The sequence below is a fragment of the Peribacillus psychrosaccharolyticus ATCC 23296 genome (assembly GCF_000305495.1).
GTDB classification, from domain to species: domain Bacteria; phylum Bacillota; class Bacilli; order Bacillales; family DSM-1321; genus Peribacillus; species Peribacillus psychrosaccharolyticus.
In genome coordinates this window covers 1-17145 of record NZ_AJTN02000248.1, presented here as the reverse complement: position 1 = coordinate 17145, position 17145 = coordinate 1, and the positions used below count along the sequence as shown (strand labels likewise).

Genomic DNA, 17145 nt, shown 5'->3' with positions numbered 1-17145 from the left:
CAGTTTTTTATTTTCCGGGAAATACAAAGAATAACCTCGAATAATGGCAAATCCTCCTCACGGTGTGAGGTTTTTTGTCTTTCAAATAGTTTTATAGATAGTTTTCGACATTATCGATGACAAAGATTGTTACTTTATCATCTATTTGGTACGATAAGAGAGTATCTCTCAATCATGACAATAAGGTAAGGTGGTTTCATGCATCCAGTGATTTTAGCATCTTCTTCACCACGAAGAAAAGAACTTCTGCAATTCCTTCAAATACCATTTACTACGGTCAACACCAATGTTGACGAAAGCGTTGCCTCTCACTTAGATCCAGAACAGGTAGTCAGAGAACTGGCGTTAAGAAAAGCAAAGGCGGCAGCAGTTGATTTTCCAGATTCCTGTGTTATTGGATCGGATACGGTTGTAGCCATTGATAACGAGATTCTTGGAAAACCTGTCGACCGCAATGATGCCTTCAGGATGTTGAAGCTCCTATCTGGACGTACACATTGTGTGTATACTGGAGTCGCCCTCGTACAGAACGACCGAATCACTGTGTTTGCAGAGCAAACGCATGTTACTTTTTGGGACCTACAGGAAGAAGAACTGAAGACTTATCTCGATAGCGGTGAACCTTTTGATAAGGCGGGCAGCTATGGCATTCAGGGGTATGGTTCATTATTCGTAAAAAAAATAGACGGTGATTATTTTACCGTAGTAGGTCTGCCTATTTCCCGGCTTGCCCGTGAATTAAAAGCGTTTAACCCTAATCCTGTAGAGTAGACGGCCATTCTTCCTTTTTTGTCCTGTGAAGGGAAGGAAGGATACAATGGAAGAAAAAATGTTAATCAGGGATACGCCAAAAGAAGAGCGTCCCCGTGAACGCTTTTTGCAGGAAGGACCGAAAAGTCTTTCAAACCAAGAATTGCTTGCGCTGTTGATACGAACGGGAACGAAGAATGAGTCTGTTATTCAACTATCAAGCCGCTTGATTCGTACATTTGAGGGACTTCGGCTCCTAAAGGATGCATCCATCGAGGAAATCACCGCTATTCATGGGATTGGCGAAGCAAAGGCGATTCAAATCCTTGCAGCGATTGAAATCGGTCGAAGAATCAACAGTTTAAATAATCAGGATCGGTACGTGATTCGTTCTCCGGAAGACTGTGCGAATTATTGTATGGATGAAATGCGTTTTTTATCACAGGAGCATTTCGTCTGCCTCTATCTCAATACGAAGAATCAAGTTCTTCATAAGCAAACCATTTTCATCGGCAGCCTTAACGCCTCAATTGTCCACCCCCGCGAGGTGTACAAAGAAGCATTTCGAAGGTCTGCCGCCTCTATCATTTGTCTCCATAACCATCCCTCGGGAGATCCACAGCCAAGCCGTGAAGATATTGAGGTAACCAAGCGTTTGGTTGAATGCGGGAAAATTATCGGCATTGAACTGCTTGACCATGTCATCATTGGAGATCAGAAATTTATCAGTTTAAAGGAAAAAGGTTATTTATGACACTACCAAAATATTTGACGATGCTGTATAATATTGTTTATGATTTTTGAAGGGATTGCTTTGAAATTCCGAGTTTTTTCTTATTAAAAATGATGATGCAAACAAAGGCCTTATTATAAAAGCAGATTGTCCATGAAAGGGAGATACCGCAATGTTTGGAATAGGTACTAGAGATTTGGGGATTGACTTAGGAACAGCAAATACGCTCGTTTATGTAAAAGGAAAAGGAATCGTTGTACGCGAACCTTCCGTTGTTGCTTTACAGACAGATACGAAGCAAATTGTAGCGGTTGGTAATGATGCGAGAAATATGATTGGACGTACTCCGGGGAATGTTGTAGCGCTTCGCCCGATGAAAGATGGAGTCATTGCTGATTATGAAACTACAGCGACTATGATGAAATATTACATGCAAGAAGCACAGAAAAAAGGCGTGTTCGGTAATAAGCCTTATGTAATGGTTTGTGTTCCTTCTGGAATTACAGCGGTTGAGCAGCGTGCTGTTATTGATGCAACAAGACAAGCAGGGGCACGTGATGCATACCCGATTGAAGAGCCTTTTGCAGCCGCAATTGGTGCGAATCTGCCTGTCTGGGAACCAACTGGCAGTATGGTCGTTGATATTGGCGGCGGTACAACAGAAGTAGCTATTATTTCTTTGGGCGGCATTGTAACAAGCCAATCAATTCGTATTGCTGGCGACGAAATGGATGAAGCAATTGTTATTTACATCCGTAAAAATTATAACTTGATGATTGGTGAACGAACTTCTGAAGCCATCAAAATGGAAATTGGCTCGGCTGGCGACACAGAAGGCATCGAAAACATGGAAATCCGTGGACGCGATCTTTTGACTGGATTACCAAAAACAATTGAAATCACAGCTAAAGAGATTTCAACAGCACTTAGAGATACAGTTTATGCCATCGTAGATTCAGTGAAAAACACTCTGGAAAAAACGCCGCCTGAACTTGCAGCGGATATTATGGATAGAGGAATTGTACTGACTGGCGGCGGAGCATTACTGCGCAATCTTGATAAAGTCATCAGTGAAGAAACAAGCATGCCGGTATTAATCGCCGAAAATCCACTTGACTGTGTAGCTATTGGAACAGGTAAAGCACTTGACCATATCCAATTATTTAAAACAAGAACAAAGGATTATTCTAGATAAATATAGGGTTTTAAGAAGGGACGGAACGTAATCGCTGGTTTTTTGCCTGCTATTCGTCCCTTTTTTCAGTAAGCAGTTTGTCCTGCTTTATATATCTTTCGGGGATTGGACTTTCCGGGCTGGGACATATCCAATCCGAAAAGCCCAATCCTTATTTATTACGTATCTGCGTCTTTGTATGAGACAAAGTTGGAAATGATAGAGGTGAAAATCGCCATGCCACAGTTTTTTTTCAATAAAAAGCTTATTCTTTTGCTGGTTAGTATCATTCTTCTCGTGGCATTAATTGGATTTTCCATGAGAGATCGAGATAAATTGACTTGGCCGGAGCAGTTTATACAGGATACGACAGGCTGGGCTCAAAATGTATTTAATAAACCGGTGTCAGCCGTCACTCGTTTCGTTGAGAACTTGGGTGATCTTCAGCATACATATGATGAAAACAAAAAGCTGAAAGCACGTTTAGATGAATATGTTCAGTTGAAAACTGAAGTACAGGAGTTATCCGAAGAAAATGAGGATCTGCGGAAAACGCTGGATAAAAAAGATAGTCTTCGTGAATACGAATCGATTCAGGCTACTGTCATCGGGCGTGATCCCGACCAAATGTGGCATGAATTAATTCGAATTAATAAAGGCAAGCTTCAAGGTGTAGAGAAAAATATGGCGGTTATTACGGCAGATGGGTTGATTGGGAAAGTGAAAACACCTGGTCAGTTTTCTTCTACTGTCGAATTACTGACATCGGTTGATACGACAAATCGTGTGTCTGCGATTGTTCAAGGTGATGACAAGGCATATGGCATTATTGAAGGATTTGATGAGGAAAAAGGGTTATTAATGCTGAAACGGATACCTTATGATAAGAAGATTAAGAAGAATTCTTATGTAATCACATCTGGTTATGGCGGAATCTTCCCGAGAGGTCTGCCGATTGGGAAAGTCGTCGATGTTAAGATTGATCAGAATGGTTTGAATCAAACAGCCTATGTACAGCCTTCCACTGATTTCTACGATATTAATAATGTCATGGTCCTTGAACGTAAAGTGGCAGGAAAAGAAGCAGAAATACAAGATGAGGGTCAGGAGTAATGAGAAAACTTATTATTCCTCTGCTCGCTTTGATTATTTTTATTGGAGAAAGCGTCTTGGCTAATGTTTTTTCTGGATACCTATACGGGGGAACAAGCTTCCTTATTCCAAGGATGACCGTTATTTTTATTGCCTTTTTGACTATTTATGGTTCGAGAAAGACGGCGTTTATGTATGCCTTTATTCTTGGTTTGTTGTATGATGTAGCATATACAGAGATTCTTGGCGTTTATACGTTTGCGTTCCCTGTCGCTGCCTACTTAATATCAAAGATTATGAAGATTCTACAATCGAATTTGTTGATTAGTGGATTAATTACACTCCTTTTCATCGCCGTCATCGAAGCGGCGGTTTATCAGTTAAACATACTTCTTGGTTTCACATCTGTGGATTTTCGTGATTTTTCCTTGCTACGTCTTGTACCGACACTGCTCTTGAATTTGGTGTTCATTGTGATCACTGCATATCCTTTAAGACGGACGATAGAAAGTTTAAGAGTCGATTCTGAAGGGGAATAATCGTAATCTACGTGTTTTCTTTCGGATAAAAAGGAAAATTCGCTGTCTGTGTCGAATTATACTTTCATTGAGGTGAAACAGGCGCCATGAATAAAAGAAGTCAGCAAAATGTTTTAATAAAGGGTACGAAAGATGGGCTCACACTGCATCTTGATGATGGGTGTTCGTTTTCAGAATTAATAAGGGAGCTGGAAACAAAGCTATCCTTAAATTATAGATTTCAGGAAAATGACCCACTGCTTGCCGTAAAGGTACATATAGGCAATCGTTATTTAACAGAGGCACAGAAGGAAGAAATTAAAGAATTAATTCGTAAGAAGAAAAAGCTAGTCGTCGATGAGATTGTGTCGAATGTGATGACATATGATGAAGCAAAGCAGTGGAAAGATGAAAATCAAATTGAAACTGTAGCGAAAGTCATCAGATCAGGACAGGTTTTTGAGGTGCCGGGTGATTTATTACTAATAGGTGATGTCAATCCTGGCGGGAAAGTGGTGGCCGGCGGAAACGTCTATATCATGGGAACGCTTAAGGGCATCGCACATGCAGGTGCACACGGCAATTCGAGAGCTGTTATTGCGGCTTCTGTTATGAAACCGTCACAGCTACGAATCTCAGAACTTGTTAGTCATGCACCGGAAGAATACACCAATGAAGGTCATGGCATGGAATGTGCATTTATCGATAATGATGAACACATCGTTGTTGAAAAACTCCATGTTTTAAAGAAACAAAGACCGAATTTAAATAGATTAGAAGGAGGACTCTAATCGTGGGAGAGGCCATAGTCATTACGTCGGGAAAGGGCGGTGTGGGAAAAACCACAACATCCGCTAACTTAGGTACATCATTGGCAATTCTCGGTAAAAGAGTTTGCTTGGTTGATACAGATATCGGACTTCGTAATTTAGATGTCGTTATGGGTCTTGAAAACAGAATCATTTATGATTTAGTCGATGTCATTGATGGACGCTGTAAAATTCACCAAGCACTTGTGAAGGACAAGCGGTTTGATGACTTATTGTATCTGCTTCCAGCAGCGCAAACGAGTGATAAAACGGCCGTTAATCCGGAGCAGATGAAGAAATTAATTGGTGAATTAAAGCAGGACTATGATTATGTCATCATCGATTGCCCAGCAGGTATCGAGCAAGGTTTTAAAAATGCGATTGCAGGAGCTGACAAGGCAGTTGTCGTAACCACACCTGAAACATCAGCTGTCCGTGATGCCGATCGTATCATCGGGTTGATTGAGAAAGAAGATCATATTGAATCTCCTAAACTCGTTATCAACAGAATTCGTAATCATATGCTAAAAAACGGAGAGATGCTGGATATTGACGAAATTACCACTCATCTTTCCATTGACTTGCTCGGAATCGTTGCCGATGATGATCAAGTTATCAAAGCCTCCAATCAGGGAGAGCCGATTGCCCTCGATCCGAACAACCGGGCGTCTATTGCGTACCGAAATATAGCCCGTCGAATCCTTGGTGAATCTGTGCCGCTCAACCCGCTTGAGGATCAGCCAAAAGGCTTTATGGCCAAGCTCAAGAAAATCTTTGCCGGTCAATAAATGTAGAACACCTCCAGTTATGCTGGAGGTGTTTTTTTCGTTGAAATTAGGTGACTGTTAAAGGACCAATTAGACTGATAAATTTTTGGCGGACCGATAAATGTGTTCGAGCATTAATTGCTGTTCGAGTTTCCCACGCCTCGCAAATTTGAAAGTCATAGTCTGGACAAGGGTGTCATATGCTGATTACAAAGGCTTGGGGAAGGGTGATGCTTGTTGGTAGACCGCAGGAAGGAGATACAAGATCGGATTGCAAAGCGGAGAAGGCTTGAGAGTAAGCTTGAGAGTAGCCGGACTGAGATTCCGTGGTCAGAGATGAAAGTGGATAATCAGGAGCAATATGGTTATGAGAGTGTCTCTTTTGAATCAGGTAATCGGGAAAAGGAGCATCCGTTGTTTAAGAAGGAATACTTTCTTTTTAAAATCTTAGGTGCAGCTTGTTTATTCTTAATTGTGGCTGTGCTGTTCAGGCATCCTTCTCCACAGTTTGAACCAGCGCGGAATGCTGTTTCTACGGCAATGAAACAGGAGTTCCAATTTGCAGCTGTGTCATCCTGGTATGAGGATACGTTTGGGAAGCCTATTGCCTTTTTACCATCTGATAACACGAATACGAATGTGGCAGAGAGTGATGGGCAATTTGCACAGCCTGTGTCTGGTAAGATCACTGAAAGTTTTGAAACCAATGGAGAGGGGATTATTCTTGAAACTGGCAGTAACTCCAAGGTAGAGGCACTGAATGGCGGATTAGTGATCTTTGCCGGGACGAAAGAGGGACTTGGGAAAACGATTGTCATTCAACATGTGGATAAATCGGAATCATGGTATGGCGAACTTGAAAACATCAATGTAACACTTTTTGAAACAGTGAAAAAGGGAGCGGAAATTGGACAAGTGACGGCAAGTCAAGATGGATCAAAAGGATCCTTTTATCTCGCCATTAAAAAGGATGATGCATTTATTGATCCTAAAAAGGTGATTTCCTTTGAATGAAAGTATTAAGCTTCTTCAGAAAATCAACATCCATCCGACGCTTTGGGTAGTTATGGGGATTGCGGTTGTCACCGCTCATTTCACACAAATTTTAATGCTTTTTTGCATTGTTTTTGTCCATGAAATGGGACATGCGGTGACAGCAAGTCATTTTAATTGGCGGATTAAAGCCATTCAGATTCTCCCATTCGGTGGTTCTGTGGAAACGGAGGAATATGGAAATAAGTCAATGAGGGAGGAACTTCTCGTCATTTTAGCTGGTCCCATCCAGCATCTTTGGCTCGTTGGTGTCGCTTATTTGATGTATTCATTTTCACTGGTTTCTTTTGAATTATATCAGCAATTTTTCTATATGAATTCAGCTGTCATGCTCTTCAATCTGCTGCCAATCTGGCCGCTGGACGGAGGGAAGCTACTCTTTTTGGGTCTTTCGCTAAAACGGTCCTTTATTGATGCTCATCGGTTAACGATCCTGTTGTCAACGGCGATTGCGGTTTTAGGTTTTTTCTATATCTTACTGACTGAACCATTGAATTTGAATGCTTGGATCATTGCTGGGTTTATTATTTTTACACTTGTGATGGAATGGAAGCAGCGATACTTTGCGTTTATTCGTTTTCTTCTCGAGCGTCATTATGGACGTAATAGTACACTTGAGATGCTTAAACCGATTAAGGTGGATCAAAGTGAAAAAATCATTGAAGTACTGGAACGTTTTCAAAGAGGGTGTAAGCATCCTGTAATTGTCTTGAAAGATGGACGGGAGAGCGGGGCACTGGATGAAAATGAGATTCTTCATGCTTATTTTTCCGACAAATTGACATCCGCTAGTATCGGTGAATTGTTATATTCCTATTAGATATGATATCCTTTCTTCAAATGGTTGCAGGATGGACTAACACAAGTCTGCTGTCCCCACATGAAGAAGGGGTTTTTTGTCATGAAAAAAATAATTGCTAGTCTAGTTACACGAGAAAAACGATATGCTTTGCTGGAAAATGAACGGGTTGTCAGGCTGGAAGTTGCACAGCCGCAACAAGAAAGTACAGTTGGAAATATTTACACAGGTAAAGTAACCAAGGTGATGCCGGGTATGGAGGCTGTATTTGTTGAATATGGAGCGGATAAAAATGGACTGTTACATCGAGATGAGCTTCCTGCCTTTCAACAAGATAAGAGTAAGAACCTGCCCGTTAAGGGGATTAGTTCATATATCCATCAGGGGCAAAAGCTGCTTGTTCAAGTCAGCCGCGATGAATCGGGAACCAAGGGAGCAAAATTAAGTGCAATGATTGAGCTATCGAGCCCTTCACTGGTCTACATATACGGAAATGATTATCTTGGAGTATCCAAGAAATTCACGAATCACCGTTTACAAAGTTATTGGAGAAAAGCGGCATCTGAGCATAAGCAGGAGCTTGAAGGATTAATCGTCCGAACCTCCATGGAAAATCAAAGTGAAGACGACTTTGTAAAGCAGCTCCATGCCTTACGTGCTACCTATCAACATTTGGTGAAAACGGCCGATTCGGCTAAGAAACCTGGGCTGGTGTATGCACGTGATACATTCTTAGACATGTTAACTACTAAAATTGCCGCAATACCAACTGGCGAAATCATTATGGATCATTTCGAAAGCTGCCAAGAATTGAAAAAGCGTCTGGATGATCAGAATAGTGAATGGACGGTTACATATGATTCGGGTCCTGGTGATCTTTTCACTAAATATCATATCCAAACACAAGTTAGTGAATCACTGAATAAACAGGTACCATTGCCAAATGGCGGTTCATTAATCATAGAAGAAACGGAAGCCTTTACGATTATTGATGTCAATACAGGGAAATTTATCGGCAAAGCACAAAAAGAACAGACGCTGTTTGAAACGAATCTTGAAGCTGCAAATGAAGTAGTTCACCAAATCATATTACGTAATCTAGCTGGTATTATTCTAGTAGACTTTATTAATATGACAGAAGAGAAGCATCGTAAAGCAATTGTTGCAGCGATGACAAAGGAAATGAAACAGGACAATCGACATGTTCAAATTGTCGGGTTTACTGAGCTTGGGATTCTCCAGCTTACAAGGAAGCGTACATCCCCGTCACTCCAAGATAAGCTGACGAATCAATGTGAGGTATGCCAAGGGACAGGAAGAGTAGATAGTCCAGAAACGGTAGCATTCCGCCTTGAACGCGAGCTGTTTGAACATCGAAGAAGTGTAGATGAGGCGGTCTGGGTCGAGATGAATCAAGCTGTAGCCGACGTCTTACTTGGAGCCAAAGATTCAGGACGAGAATGGATTGAAGCATTGATTGGGAAGAAATTACTTGTTACCTATATAGAAGGATATCTAAACAGCTATACAATCAAACGTTTTGGATCATACAAAGAACTTAAACAAGCGAAATCTGTGCACGAATAAAAATCTAGGAATGAGATTGACAGAGGTTTTTATATGTGATAAAATTTTACTGTTATGTTTGTAGCACCCGTGCTACAACCGCTCAAATCAGGTTCCGAAGTTTTTACGGTTTCGTAAAACGCCTGTGCTTGGCGAGTCTGAGAGATCCAAGGAGGTGCAAGTATGTACGCAATTATTGAAACTGGACGGTAAACAAATTAAAGTAGCAGCTGGCGAAACGGTTTATATTGAAAAATTAAACCTTGAAGCAGGCGAAACTGTTACATTTGACAAAGTTTTATTCGTAGGCGGCGAAGACGTGAAAGTTGGAGCTCCTCTAGTTGAAGGCGCTACTGTAACAGGTACTGTTGAAAAACAAGGGAAGCAAAAGAAAATCACTGTATTCCGTTACAAAGCGAAGAAGAACTATCATAGAAAGCTAGGTCATCGTCAACCTTATACTAAAGTCGTTATCGGCGAAATTAACGCATAAGGCTGAATATGATAAAGATAACTTTCGATGTCGCTCAAGGACGGATTCATTCCTTTACCTTAAGTGGACATGCTGATTTTGCTAAAAAAGGTTCTGATATCGTTTGTGCAGGGGTATCGGCAGTTACCTTCGGGGCTGTTAATGCAATTGAATCCTTAACGGATGTCATACCTGAGATTAAGCAGAGCGGACAAGGCGGCTACCTGAACTGTGTGATACCTGAAGATATTTCAGAATCGTCACGAGAAAAGGTTCAGCTGTTGTTGGACGGGATGCTTGTATCATTGCAGACTATCGAACATGATTATGGAAAATACATGAAAATTATCCTCAGACAATAGGAGGTGGAACATATGTTAAGATTAGATCTTCAGTTCTTTGCTTCCAAAAAGGGAGTAGGTTCTACAAGAAACGGACGTGACTCCCAATCGAAGCGTTTAGGCGCTAAGCGTGCGGATGGTCAATTCGTATCTGGTGGTTCTATCCTTTACCGTCAACGCGGTACTAAAATCTATCCTGGTGAAAACGTAGGACGCGGCGGAGATGACACACTATACGCGAAAGTGGATGGTGTTGTTAAATTCGAACGTTACGGTCGTGACCGTAAAAAAGTCAGCGTTTATCCAGCAGCACAAGAAGCATAATACAGCATCTTTTTAGAAGCTGGTTTATAGGGTCCGGCTCCTTCTATTGAACACAATATATTGCGGCAGCTCGTTCGTATGAATGTTTTGCTACATATGTGTGAAAAGGAAGGAGTCAGGGCTTTTCTTTTTTATTGTCTCCCAAAAACGTCTAAGCTCCTATTTTAATTTTTTACATCCTAGATGACTTTGCTCTGCCATCGTCCAAAGCACTCTTGTGCCGAAACGGGTCCTTTGGACGATGGCTTTCATGTTTTAGAGGGAGATTACTCTATTCTACCTTCTAGCTTTTTTTGATATACTAAAGAAATCATCTGACATGATAGAGCGTATGGAATGTTCTATTGAATGGTAGGAGTTAATGGAATGGATAATGAATGGACGACCGTGGAAATTCTACGCCACTCACGACATGATTGGCTCAATAAGATTCAGTTAATTAAAGGGAACCTGGAACTCGAGAGAAGTGATCGTGCACGGGCCATTATTGAAGAAATCATTATTGAATCTCAGCATGAAGCAAGGTTGTCCAATTTGAAAATGCCGCAATTCGGTGAACTTCTTATGACGGCAAATTGGCAGCCCTGTGCTTTCCGCTGTGAGTTCGAGGTCATCGACACTATAAAAGGCTGTTCGGATCTCGATGAAACGATAACAGCCTGGACACGTGAATTATTTACGATTTTGAATGAATCGCTGGATGGGTTTAGCGAAAATGTGCTTACCGTTTCTATCTTTGAAACAAATGCAAAGAATATTCGATTTACCTTTGACATAGAGGGAAGCCGCAAAGAAGATGATTCACTTATGCGTTTGCTTTCCCAGCCGCTGGATAAACTAGAGCGTGTGTCATCGGAATTTACTGAAACATGTGTCGTATTTACGTTGGATATGAAGATTTAAAGTGGTAAAAATATATGTAATGCATCAAGGTTACATACAGAAAACAAGGAAGTGATTGCATGTTTATCGATCAGGTCAAAGTATTGGTAAAAGGCGGAGACGGTGGGAACGGTATCGTTGCCTACCGCCGCGAAAAATATGTACCGATGGGCGGTCCAGCTGGCGGAGACGGCGGCAATGGCGCTAATGTTATTTTTGAAGTAGAAGAAGGACTTCGTACGTTAATGGATTTCCGTTACCAACGCCATTTTAAAGCACCACGCGGTGAACACGGTATGTCTAAAAACATGCACGGTAAAAATGCGAGTGATATGATTGTTAAAGTTCCACCGGGTACGGTTGTTACAGATGCGAATACCGGCGAAGTACTTGCCGATCTAATCGAACATGGCCAACGTGCTGTCGTAGCTAAGGGCGGACGCGGTGGACGCGGAAACTCTCGTTTCTCATCTCCGTCCAACCCAGCTCCGGAAATCGCTGAAAATGGTGAACCGGGACAAGAACGTGAAATCACAATGGAACTTAAGCTGCTTGCTGATGCTGGACTTGTCGGCTTCCCAAGTGTCGGAAAATCAACACTGCTTTCCGTTGTTTCTGCTGCACGACCTAAGATTGCTGATTATCATTTCACCACCATTGTCCCTAATCTAGGAATGGTTGAAACAGAAGATCACCGCAGTTTTGTTATGGCGGATTTACCTGGTCTGATTGAAGGAGCATCTGAAGGAGTAGGATTAGGTCATCAATTCCTCCGTCATATTGAACGTACGCGGGCAATTGTCCATGTAATTGATATGTCAGGGCTTGAAGGACGCGACCCTTACGAAGATTACCTGACCATTAACAATGAGCTGAATGAATACAACTTACGTTTACTTGAACGTCCACAGTTAATCGTAGCTAGTAAAATGGATATGCCGGATTCGGAAGAAAATCTGAAGGCTTTCCGTGAAAAATTAACGGATGACTTCCCTATTTTTCCAATTTCTTCTGTGAACCGTTCAGGACTACGTGAGCTTGTATATGCGATTGCAGATAAAATCGAACAAACACCAGAATTCCCTCTTGATCATGATGAAGCGGAAGATAACGGAATTCACCGTGTTCTTTACAAACATGTATCACAAAAAGACGAATTCGATGTTACCCGCGAACCAGATGGCTGCTTCGTAGTTTCTGGCTTTAAGATTGAACGTCTGTTCAAGATGACTGATTTCTCTCGTGATGAATCGGTGAAACGTTTTGCTCGTCAAATTCGTTCGTTCGGAGTAGATGAGGTTCTTCGTCAACGTGGAGCAAAAGACGGCGATATTGTCCGCATTCTCGAGTATGAGTTTGAATTTGTTGATTGATGAATAGATAATGGCGTTAGGTGCCAAGGTGAGGGATTGGAGTGCGCTCTATGGATAAGACCGATAAAAAGTTTTACCTGGTTCGAGAAGATGTGCTACCAGAAGCGATGAAGAAAACACTAGATGCGAAGGAACTGATAGAACGGGGAAGAGCAGAGTCGATCTGGGACGCCGTTCAGAAAGTGGATCTTAGCAGAAGTGCTTTCTATAAATACCGTGATACAGTTTTTCCGTTTCATACAATCGTTAAAGAACAGCTCGTTACCCTCTTTTTCTATCTGGAGGACCGATCAGGCACGCTTTCGGAGCTTTTACATGTAGTTGCCTCATCAGGATGTAATGTCCTGACTATCCACCAGACGATCCCTTTGCAGGGGCGTGCCAACGTTACGCTCTCGTTAAATACCGGCAGCATGAGTATGCCGGTTGATGAGTTAATGACACGCCTTCGTCAAATGGAGTTTGTTGAAAAAGTTGAAGTACTTGGCACAGGAGCTTAAATGAATGCCCCCCACCACTTATGGTGCGGGGCATTTTTTGTACAGTCTAATTATCTATTTTCCGCGAATTTTCAAACTTATTTATTGTAAAAGTGCTGAAAATAGCATAAGATAAACAGTAAATTTTCCGTGAGAGGAAGCGTCACACATGTATAAGCAAATTGCATTTCTGGGTCCTAAAGCAACATTCACGGATATAGCCGTAAGCCGTCTATTTCCTAACGATTATAAAGTGCCCCTTTCGACCATCCCGGATTGCCTGGATGCCGTAAATGACGGGGAAGTAGAAGTAGCGGTCGTTCCCATTGAAAACGCGCTTGAAGGATCTGTTAATATCACCATTGATTATTTATACCACGAAGCAAAGCTGCCCATTCGTGGAGATATTACCGCTCCTATTGAACAGCATTATATGATTCACCCGGACAATGATACACCGTCTTTTAAACCAGAGATTGTTTATTCTCATTCCCATGCCATCGCTCAGTGTCATAAGTTTCTCCATAAAGAGCTGAAGGGTGTACCCTATGAAAGCACAACATCGACTGCAGCCGCCGCTAAAATGGTCAGCGAAAATCCGGATAAAAAGATTGCTGCAATTGCTAATGAAATGGCAGCAGACGTGTATGGCTTGAAAATCGCTAAGAGACAAATCCATGATTACAGCCATAATCATACAAAATTTATTGTGGTCTCAAAACAAGAAGTTACCTTTGATGACCATTTAACAAGTGAACAAGGCTACAAAACGACGCTCATGGTAACACTCCCTGTCGATAGTTCCGGGGCACTCCATAAAGTGTTATCCGCCTTTGCTTGGCGTGGACTCAATTTAACGAAAATTGAATCAAGACCATTAAAAACTGGTCTAGGCAATTACTTTTTCATTATCGATATTGATAGGAAAATGGATGACATTCTTATTCCTGGTGCTATGTCCGAAATGGAGGCACTCGGCTGTAAAGTCAATGTTCTAGGCAGCTATCCAAGCTTTAAGGTGGGAAAGCCACAAATGGTTTAACCTAAATAGGCCCGTCTCCAATTTGGGGACAGGCCTTTTTAGGTTAAGTCAACTTATGTAGTCGATAAGAAATCCTGCCTCTTTTAAGGCAGCTTCGGCTTCGTCAAGATGTTGTTCAGAGTCCGCGGATAAGGTATGCAGATGGACGCCATTTGCTAAAACAGATAGATAAGAGGCATTACTATCGGCAATTCGCTGGATGAACTGACGCACCTCTCTACGGCTGCTGACCATGATGGAAGCAGTTAAATCCCCATACACAGGATGCTCAATTTTTACATCCTTAATCGTAATGCCAAGATCAACAAGTAAATTCAATTCCTGCTCCGTCTGTTCCGGAGAATGTGAGCAAGTGATAATCCGTTCATAATGCTTCGAATTGGACGGGGACATGTAAATATAGCCCTGACTGGTTGCGATAATCGGCTCATTTTTAGCTTTCAGCAAGGTAACATCACTAACAATCACTTGACGGCTCACATGCGTCATCCGTGACAACTCACTACCCGTCACAGGCTCTGGGCTCTCCCTCAAAATCTCTAGCAGCTTATTCCGTCGCTCTTCACCATAAAGCTTCCTCTGTTCACTCATAAATATCTCTCCTTCAACTCATTGCCCTCATTTTACCATAGCGCGCTGGAATCTTCAGACATGGAGTTATGATATTTTCAATAACCCTGTCATCTCAGAAAAGTTGTTGTTCCACATGCGATTTAAGGTGATTGGCTGGTTTCCGCACGCAAATTGGCCTGAAGCGCACATAAAACTTGTCAATTTCGCACAAACGGTGAGTTGAAGCTTATCAACAACAATATCGGAGCTATCTCTAGCAAGTAGAGTCCCCCTATTTCAACAACCCCATCATAGCGGGAAAAGTCGTTCCGCACAGGAATAGGACCGAAGCGCACAACAAATGGTGTGAAGCGCACTGAATAACTGGTTTCCGCACGCAAATTGGCCTGAAGCGCACATAAACTTGCCAATTTCGCACAAACGGTGAGTTGAAGCTTATCAACAACAATATCGGAGCTATCTCTAGCAAGCAAAGTCCCCCTATTTCAACCAACCCCATCATAACGGGAAAAGTCGTTCCGCACAGGAACAGGACCGAAGCGCACAACAAATGGTGTGAAGAGCACTGAATAACTGGTTTCCGCACGCAAATTGACCTGAAGCGCACATAAACTTGTCAATTTCGCACATACCTCGATTAGAGGCTTATTACTTCAATACGTAAACCCTTTGTAAATAGCTTTTCGTGAAATTTCTTTTATTCTTCAAAGGCTGTTTAAGGGCGTTTTAGCATAAATGGATTAGTTTTGGCATAAGTTTTCATGAAAAATGTTAGCACTTTGCCTAGTTCTTCATAGTATGTATGGACATATGCATAGGAGGGATCGTCAACGTGAAGATTCATATAGTCCAAAAAGGCGATACGCTTTGGAAAGTATCGAAAAAGTACGGCGTTAGCTTTGAGGAGCTGAAGCAATTAAATTCACAGCTAAGTAACCCGGACATGATGATGCCGGGAATGAAAATAAAGATCCCGGGTACATCCGGTAATGTAAAAAAAGAATCGGTTGCAAACCAAGGTGCAGTTATTAATTACGGCGTGAAGGAGGCACCAATACAACAGCCGATGCAACAACCCATGCAACAGCTGGTTAAGGAAGCACCGATTGTTCAGCAACCAGTAAAAGAGAAGCCAATTGTAAAGGAACAGATCATCGTAAAAGAAAAACCAATTGTTAAAGAAATGCCAATGCCTAAGCCAGTAGCTCCTGAAATTGATATTAATAATTATTATATGGTAAATATGACGAAGAATATGAATATACAGAAGCCGGTTAAAGAGGCGCCGAAGCCGGTTCAAAAACCAATTATTCCGCCGCCGATGCCTAAGATTCCACCGATCCCAGTTTTGGAGGAAAGTCCTGAGGAAGAAATTACAATTATACAAGAACAACAACAAGAAATTATAGTCCCGGAACAGGAGTATATTGCTCCAGAGCAAGAGTGTGTGCCAATTACACCAATCATGGCAGGTTCGGGATATTGTGAGCCAATTCCTCCTTGGGCATTTGGGCATGTTCAGAGTGCCGGAATTAGTCCGCAGGCAGTTTGGCCGTCGCCTGCAATGCAAGAAGTGCCATGCGAAAATGAGTTTAATCCATATCAACAGGCTCAGACATACCAACAGGGGCAGCAGTACCAGCAGCCTCAGTATTATCAATCTGAACAGTCCTATCAAGCGCCATCTTATCAACCAATGCAGAGTACAGCACAATATCAGATGGATGAATCTTCGTCTTCCTCGTCTTCATCGGGGAAAAATTATGGATTGTACAGTCAGATGGGTCAGCAGCAAATGCCAGGTTATTATCAACAAACTCAGATGCCCCAAGCTCAGATGCCGCAATATGGTCAAGCGGAGTCATCCAGTGAGTCTTCTGGTCTTGGAATGCACTATTATCAGCAAGCCATGGCACAACTGCCGCTAACTCAAGGATATTATGGAAAGCAGCCACAACAAGAAAGCTCAGATTGTGGATGTGGTAAAAAAACGCCAAAGGGACCACAACCTAGTTATGCAATGAAGATGAAACCTGGCAACCAGTCTTATTATCCACAGCAAGGAAATCTTCATGGAAATTTCACAGAAGTTGAATACGAGAGTGTAGACATTATGACAAATCCCGTATATGGAGGCAAAGGCCAGCCAGGGTACGGCCAGCAAGGCACGCAATACGGACAGCAAGCAGGAACACAACAAGGGATGCAAAATGATGGCCAGCAACCGGGAACTCAGCAAGGCACGCAATATGGCCAGCAACCGGGAATTCAGCAAGGGATGCAATACGGACCACAAGCAGGAACACAACAAGGGATGCAATATGGCCAGCAACCGGGAATTCAGCAAGGGATGCAATACGGACAGCAAGCAGGACCACAACAAGGCACACAGGGGATA

The 17145-nt window shown here is 42.2% G+C and carries 18 protein-coding genes, 1 pseudogene and 1 other annotated feature; of the genes and pseudogenes, 18 read left to right on the top strand and 1 reads right to left on the bottom strand.

Annotated features, from left to right (window positions below; genetic code table 11):
* Positions 1 to 198: 198 nt before the first annotated feature.
* From WYK_RS19995 to pheA, 17 genes and pseudogenes are all read left to right on the top strand, one after another.
* On the top strand, positions 199 to 771 hold the full coding sequence (locus tag WYK_RS19995; protein WP_040376217.1) for a Maf family protein: 573 nt from the start codon (positions 199 to 201) through the stop codon (positions 769 to 771).
* Between the two features lie 46 nt (positions 772 to 817).
* Positions 818 to 1504 (top strand): RadC family protein, encoded by a 687-nt coding sequence (gene radC / locus WYK_RS19990; protein WP_040376216.1) that lies wholly within the window; start codon positions 818 to 820, stop codon positions 1502 to 1504.
* Between the two features lie 151 nt (positions 1505 to 1655).
* Positions 1656 to 2678, top strand: a complete 1023-nt coding sequence (locus WYK_RS19985; RefSeq protein WP_040376215.1) for a rod shape-determining protein — start codon at positions 1656 to 1658, stop codon at positions 2676 to 2678.
* A 216-nt stretch (positions 2679 to 2894) separates the two neighbouring features.
* Entirely contained in the window at positions 2895 to 3770 is an 876-nt protein-coding gene (gene mreC / locus WYK_RS19980; protein ID WP_040376214.1) for a rod shape-determining protein MreC, read from the top strand.
* Entirely contained in the window at positions 3770 to 4288 is a 519-nt protein-coding gene (mreD, locus tag WYK_RS19975) for a rod shape-determining protein MreD (protein WP_040376213.1), read from the top strand. The genes mreC and mreD overlap by 1 nt, the downstream gene beginning before the upstream one ends.
* Positions 4289 to 4374: 86 nt before the next feature.
* Positions 4375 to 5058 carry a septum site-determining protein MinC gene (gene minC / locus WYK_RS19970; protein ID WP_040376212.1) on the top strand — a complete coding sequence of 228 codons (684 nt, stop codon included), beginning with the start codon at positions 4375 to 4377 and terminating at the stop codon, positions 5056 to 5058.
* Positions 5059 to 5060: 2 nt separating this feature from the next.
* Positions 5061 to 5864, top strand: coding sequence for a septum site-determining protein MinD (minD, locus tag WYK_RS19965; RefSeq protein ID WP_040376211.1), 804 nt, complete (start codon positions 5061 to 5063; stop codon positions 5862 to 5864).
* A 216-nt stretch (positions 5865 to 6080) separates the two neighbouring features.
* Positions 6081 to 6857: a peptidoglycan DD-metalloendopeptidase family protein gene (locus WYK_RS19960; protein ID WP_040376210.1), complete on the top strand. Its 777-nt coding sequence runs from the start codon at positions 6081 to 6083 to the stop codon at positions 6855 to 6857.
* A complete protein-coding gene (locus WYK_RS19955) occupies positions 6850 to 7716 on the top strand; it encodes a M50 family metallopeptidase (RefSeq protein ID WP_040376209.1) in 867 nt (288 codons plus the stop codon). Before WYK_RS19960 ends, WYK_RS19955 begins: the two co-directional genes overlap by 8 nt.
* 81 nt (positions 7717 to 7797) lie before the next feature.
* Positions 7798 to 9282 carry an Rne/Rng family ribonuclease gene (locus WYK_RS19950; protein ID WP_040376208.1) on the top strand — a complete coding sequence of 495 codons (1485 nt, stop codon included), beginning with the start codon at positions 7798 to 7800 and terminating at the stop codon, positions 9280 to 9282.
* Positions 9283 to 9348: 66 nt separating this feature from the next.
* Positions 9349 to 9431, top strand: a sequence feature (ribosomal protein L21 leader region).
* A gap of 13 nt (positions 9432 to 9444) precedes the next feature.
* Positions 9445 to 9754: pseudogene (gene rplU, locus WYK_RS19945) on the top strand (50S ribosomal protein L21).
* Between the two features lie 8 nt (positions 9755 to 9762).
* Positions 9763 to 10095, top strand: a complete 333-nt coding sequence (locus tag WYK_RS19940) for a ribosomal-processing cysteine protease Prp (protein ID WP_040376207.1) — start codon at positions 9763 to 9765, stop codon at positions 10093 to 10095.
* Between the two features lie 12 nt (positions 10096 to 10107).
* A complete protein-coding gene (gene rpmA / locus WYK_RS19935; RefSeq protein WP_040376206.1) occupies positions 10108 to 10398 on the top strand; it encodes a 50S ribosomal protein L27 in 291 nt (96 codons plus the stop codon).
* A 366-nt stretch (positions 10399 to 10764) separates the two neighbouring features.
* Positions 10765 to 11301: a Spo0B C-terminal domain-containing protein gene (locus WYK_RS19930; protein WP_040376205.1), complete on the top strand. Its 537-nt coding sequence runs from the start codon at positions 10765 to 10767 to the stop codon at positions 11299 to 11301.
* Positions 11302 to 11360: 59 nt separating this feature from the next.
* Complete coding sequence (gene obgE, locus WYK_RS19925) at positions 11361 to 12653, top strand: GTPase ObgE (protein WP_040376204.1); 1293 nt, start codon at positions 11361 to 11363, stop codon at positions 12651 to 12653.
* Positions 12654 to 12703: 50 nt separating this feature from the next.
* Positions 12704 to 13153 carry an ACT domain-containing protein gene (locus WYK_RS19920; protein WP_040376203.1) on the top strand — a complete coding sequence of 150 codons (450 nt, stop codon included), beginning with the start codon at positions 12704 to 12706 and terminating at the stop codon, positions 13151 to 13153.
* A 148-nt stretch (positions 13154 to 13301) separates the two neighbouring features.
* Complete coding sequence (gene pheA / locus WYK_RS19915) at positions 13302 to 14174, top strand: prephenate dehydratase (RefSeq protein ID WP_040376202.1); 873 nt, start codon at positions 13302 to 13304, stop codon at positions 14172 to 14174.
* Between the two features lie 48 nt (positions 14175 to 14222).
* On the opposite strand, the gene WYK_RS19910 is transcribed toward pheA, so the two are convergent.
* Positions 14223 to 14765, bottom strand: coding sequence for a transcription repressor NadR (locus WYK_RS19910; RefSeq protein WP_040376201.1), 543 nt, complete (start codon positions 14763 to 14765; stop codon positions 14223 to 14225).
* An 814-nt stretch (positions 14766 to 15579) separates the two neighbouring features.
* On the opposite strand from WYK_RS19910, the gene safA reads away from it, so the two are divergent.
* Positions 15580 to 17145 (top strand): SafA/ExsA family spore coat assembly protein (gene safA / locus WYK_RS26075; protein ID WP_051387763.1); only part of this gene is annotated, 1566 nt, incomplete at its 3' end.

Coding starts and splice junctions, on each gene's coding strand:
- WYK_RS19985 (WP_040376215.1), top strand. CDS start 1,656: ATGTTTGGAATAGGTACTAGAGATTTGGGGATTGACTTAGGAACAGCA.
- WYK_RS19950 (WP_040376208.1), top strand. CDS start 7,798: ATGAAAAAAATAATTGCTAGTCTAGTTACACGAGAAAAACGATATGCT.
- WYK_RS19995 (WP_040376217.1), top strand. CDS start 199: ATGCATCCAGTGATTTTAGCATCTTCTTCACCACGAAGAAAAGAACTT.
- WYK_RS19920 (WP_040376203.1), top strand. CDS start 12,704: ATGGATAAGACCGATAAAAAGTTTTACCTGGTTCGAGAAGATGTGCTA.
- minC (WP_040376212.1), top strand. CDS start 4,375: ATGAATAAAAGAAGTCAGCAAAATGTTTTAATAAAGGGTACGAAAGAT.
- obgE (WP_040376204.1), top strand. CDS start 11,361: ATGTTTATCGATCAGGTCAAAGTATTGGTAAAAGGCGGAGACGGTGGG.
- WYK_RS19910 (WP_040376201.1), bottom strand. CDS start 14,765: ATGAGTGAACAGAGGAAGCTTTATGGTGAAGAGCGACGGAATAAGCTG.
- radC (WP_040376216.1), top strand. CDS start 818: ATGGAAGAAAAAATGTTAATCAGGGATACGCCAAAAGAAGAGCGTCCC.
- WYK_RS19930 (WP_040376205.1), top strand. CDS start 10,765: ATGGATAATGAATGGACGACCGTGGAAATTCTACGCCACTCACGACAT.
- rpmA (WP_040376206.1), top strand. CDS start 10,108: ATGTTAAGATTAGATCTTCAGTTCTTTGCTTCCAAAAAGGGAGTAGGT.
- WYK_RS19940 (WP_040376207.1), top strand. CDS start 9,763: ATGATAAAGATAACTTTCGATGTCGCTCAAGGACGGATTCATTCCTTT.
- mreD (WP_040376213.1), top strand. CDS start 3,770: ATGAGAAAACTTATTATTCCTCTGCTCGCTTTGATTATTTTTATTGGA.
- pheA (WP_040376202.1), top strand. CDS start 13,302: ATGTATAAGCAAATTGCATTTCTGGGTCCTAAAGCAACATTCACGGAT.
- mreC (WP_040376214.1), top strand. CDS start 2,895: ATGCCACAGTTTTTTTTCAATAAAAAGCTTATTCTTTTGCTGGTTAGT.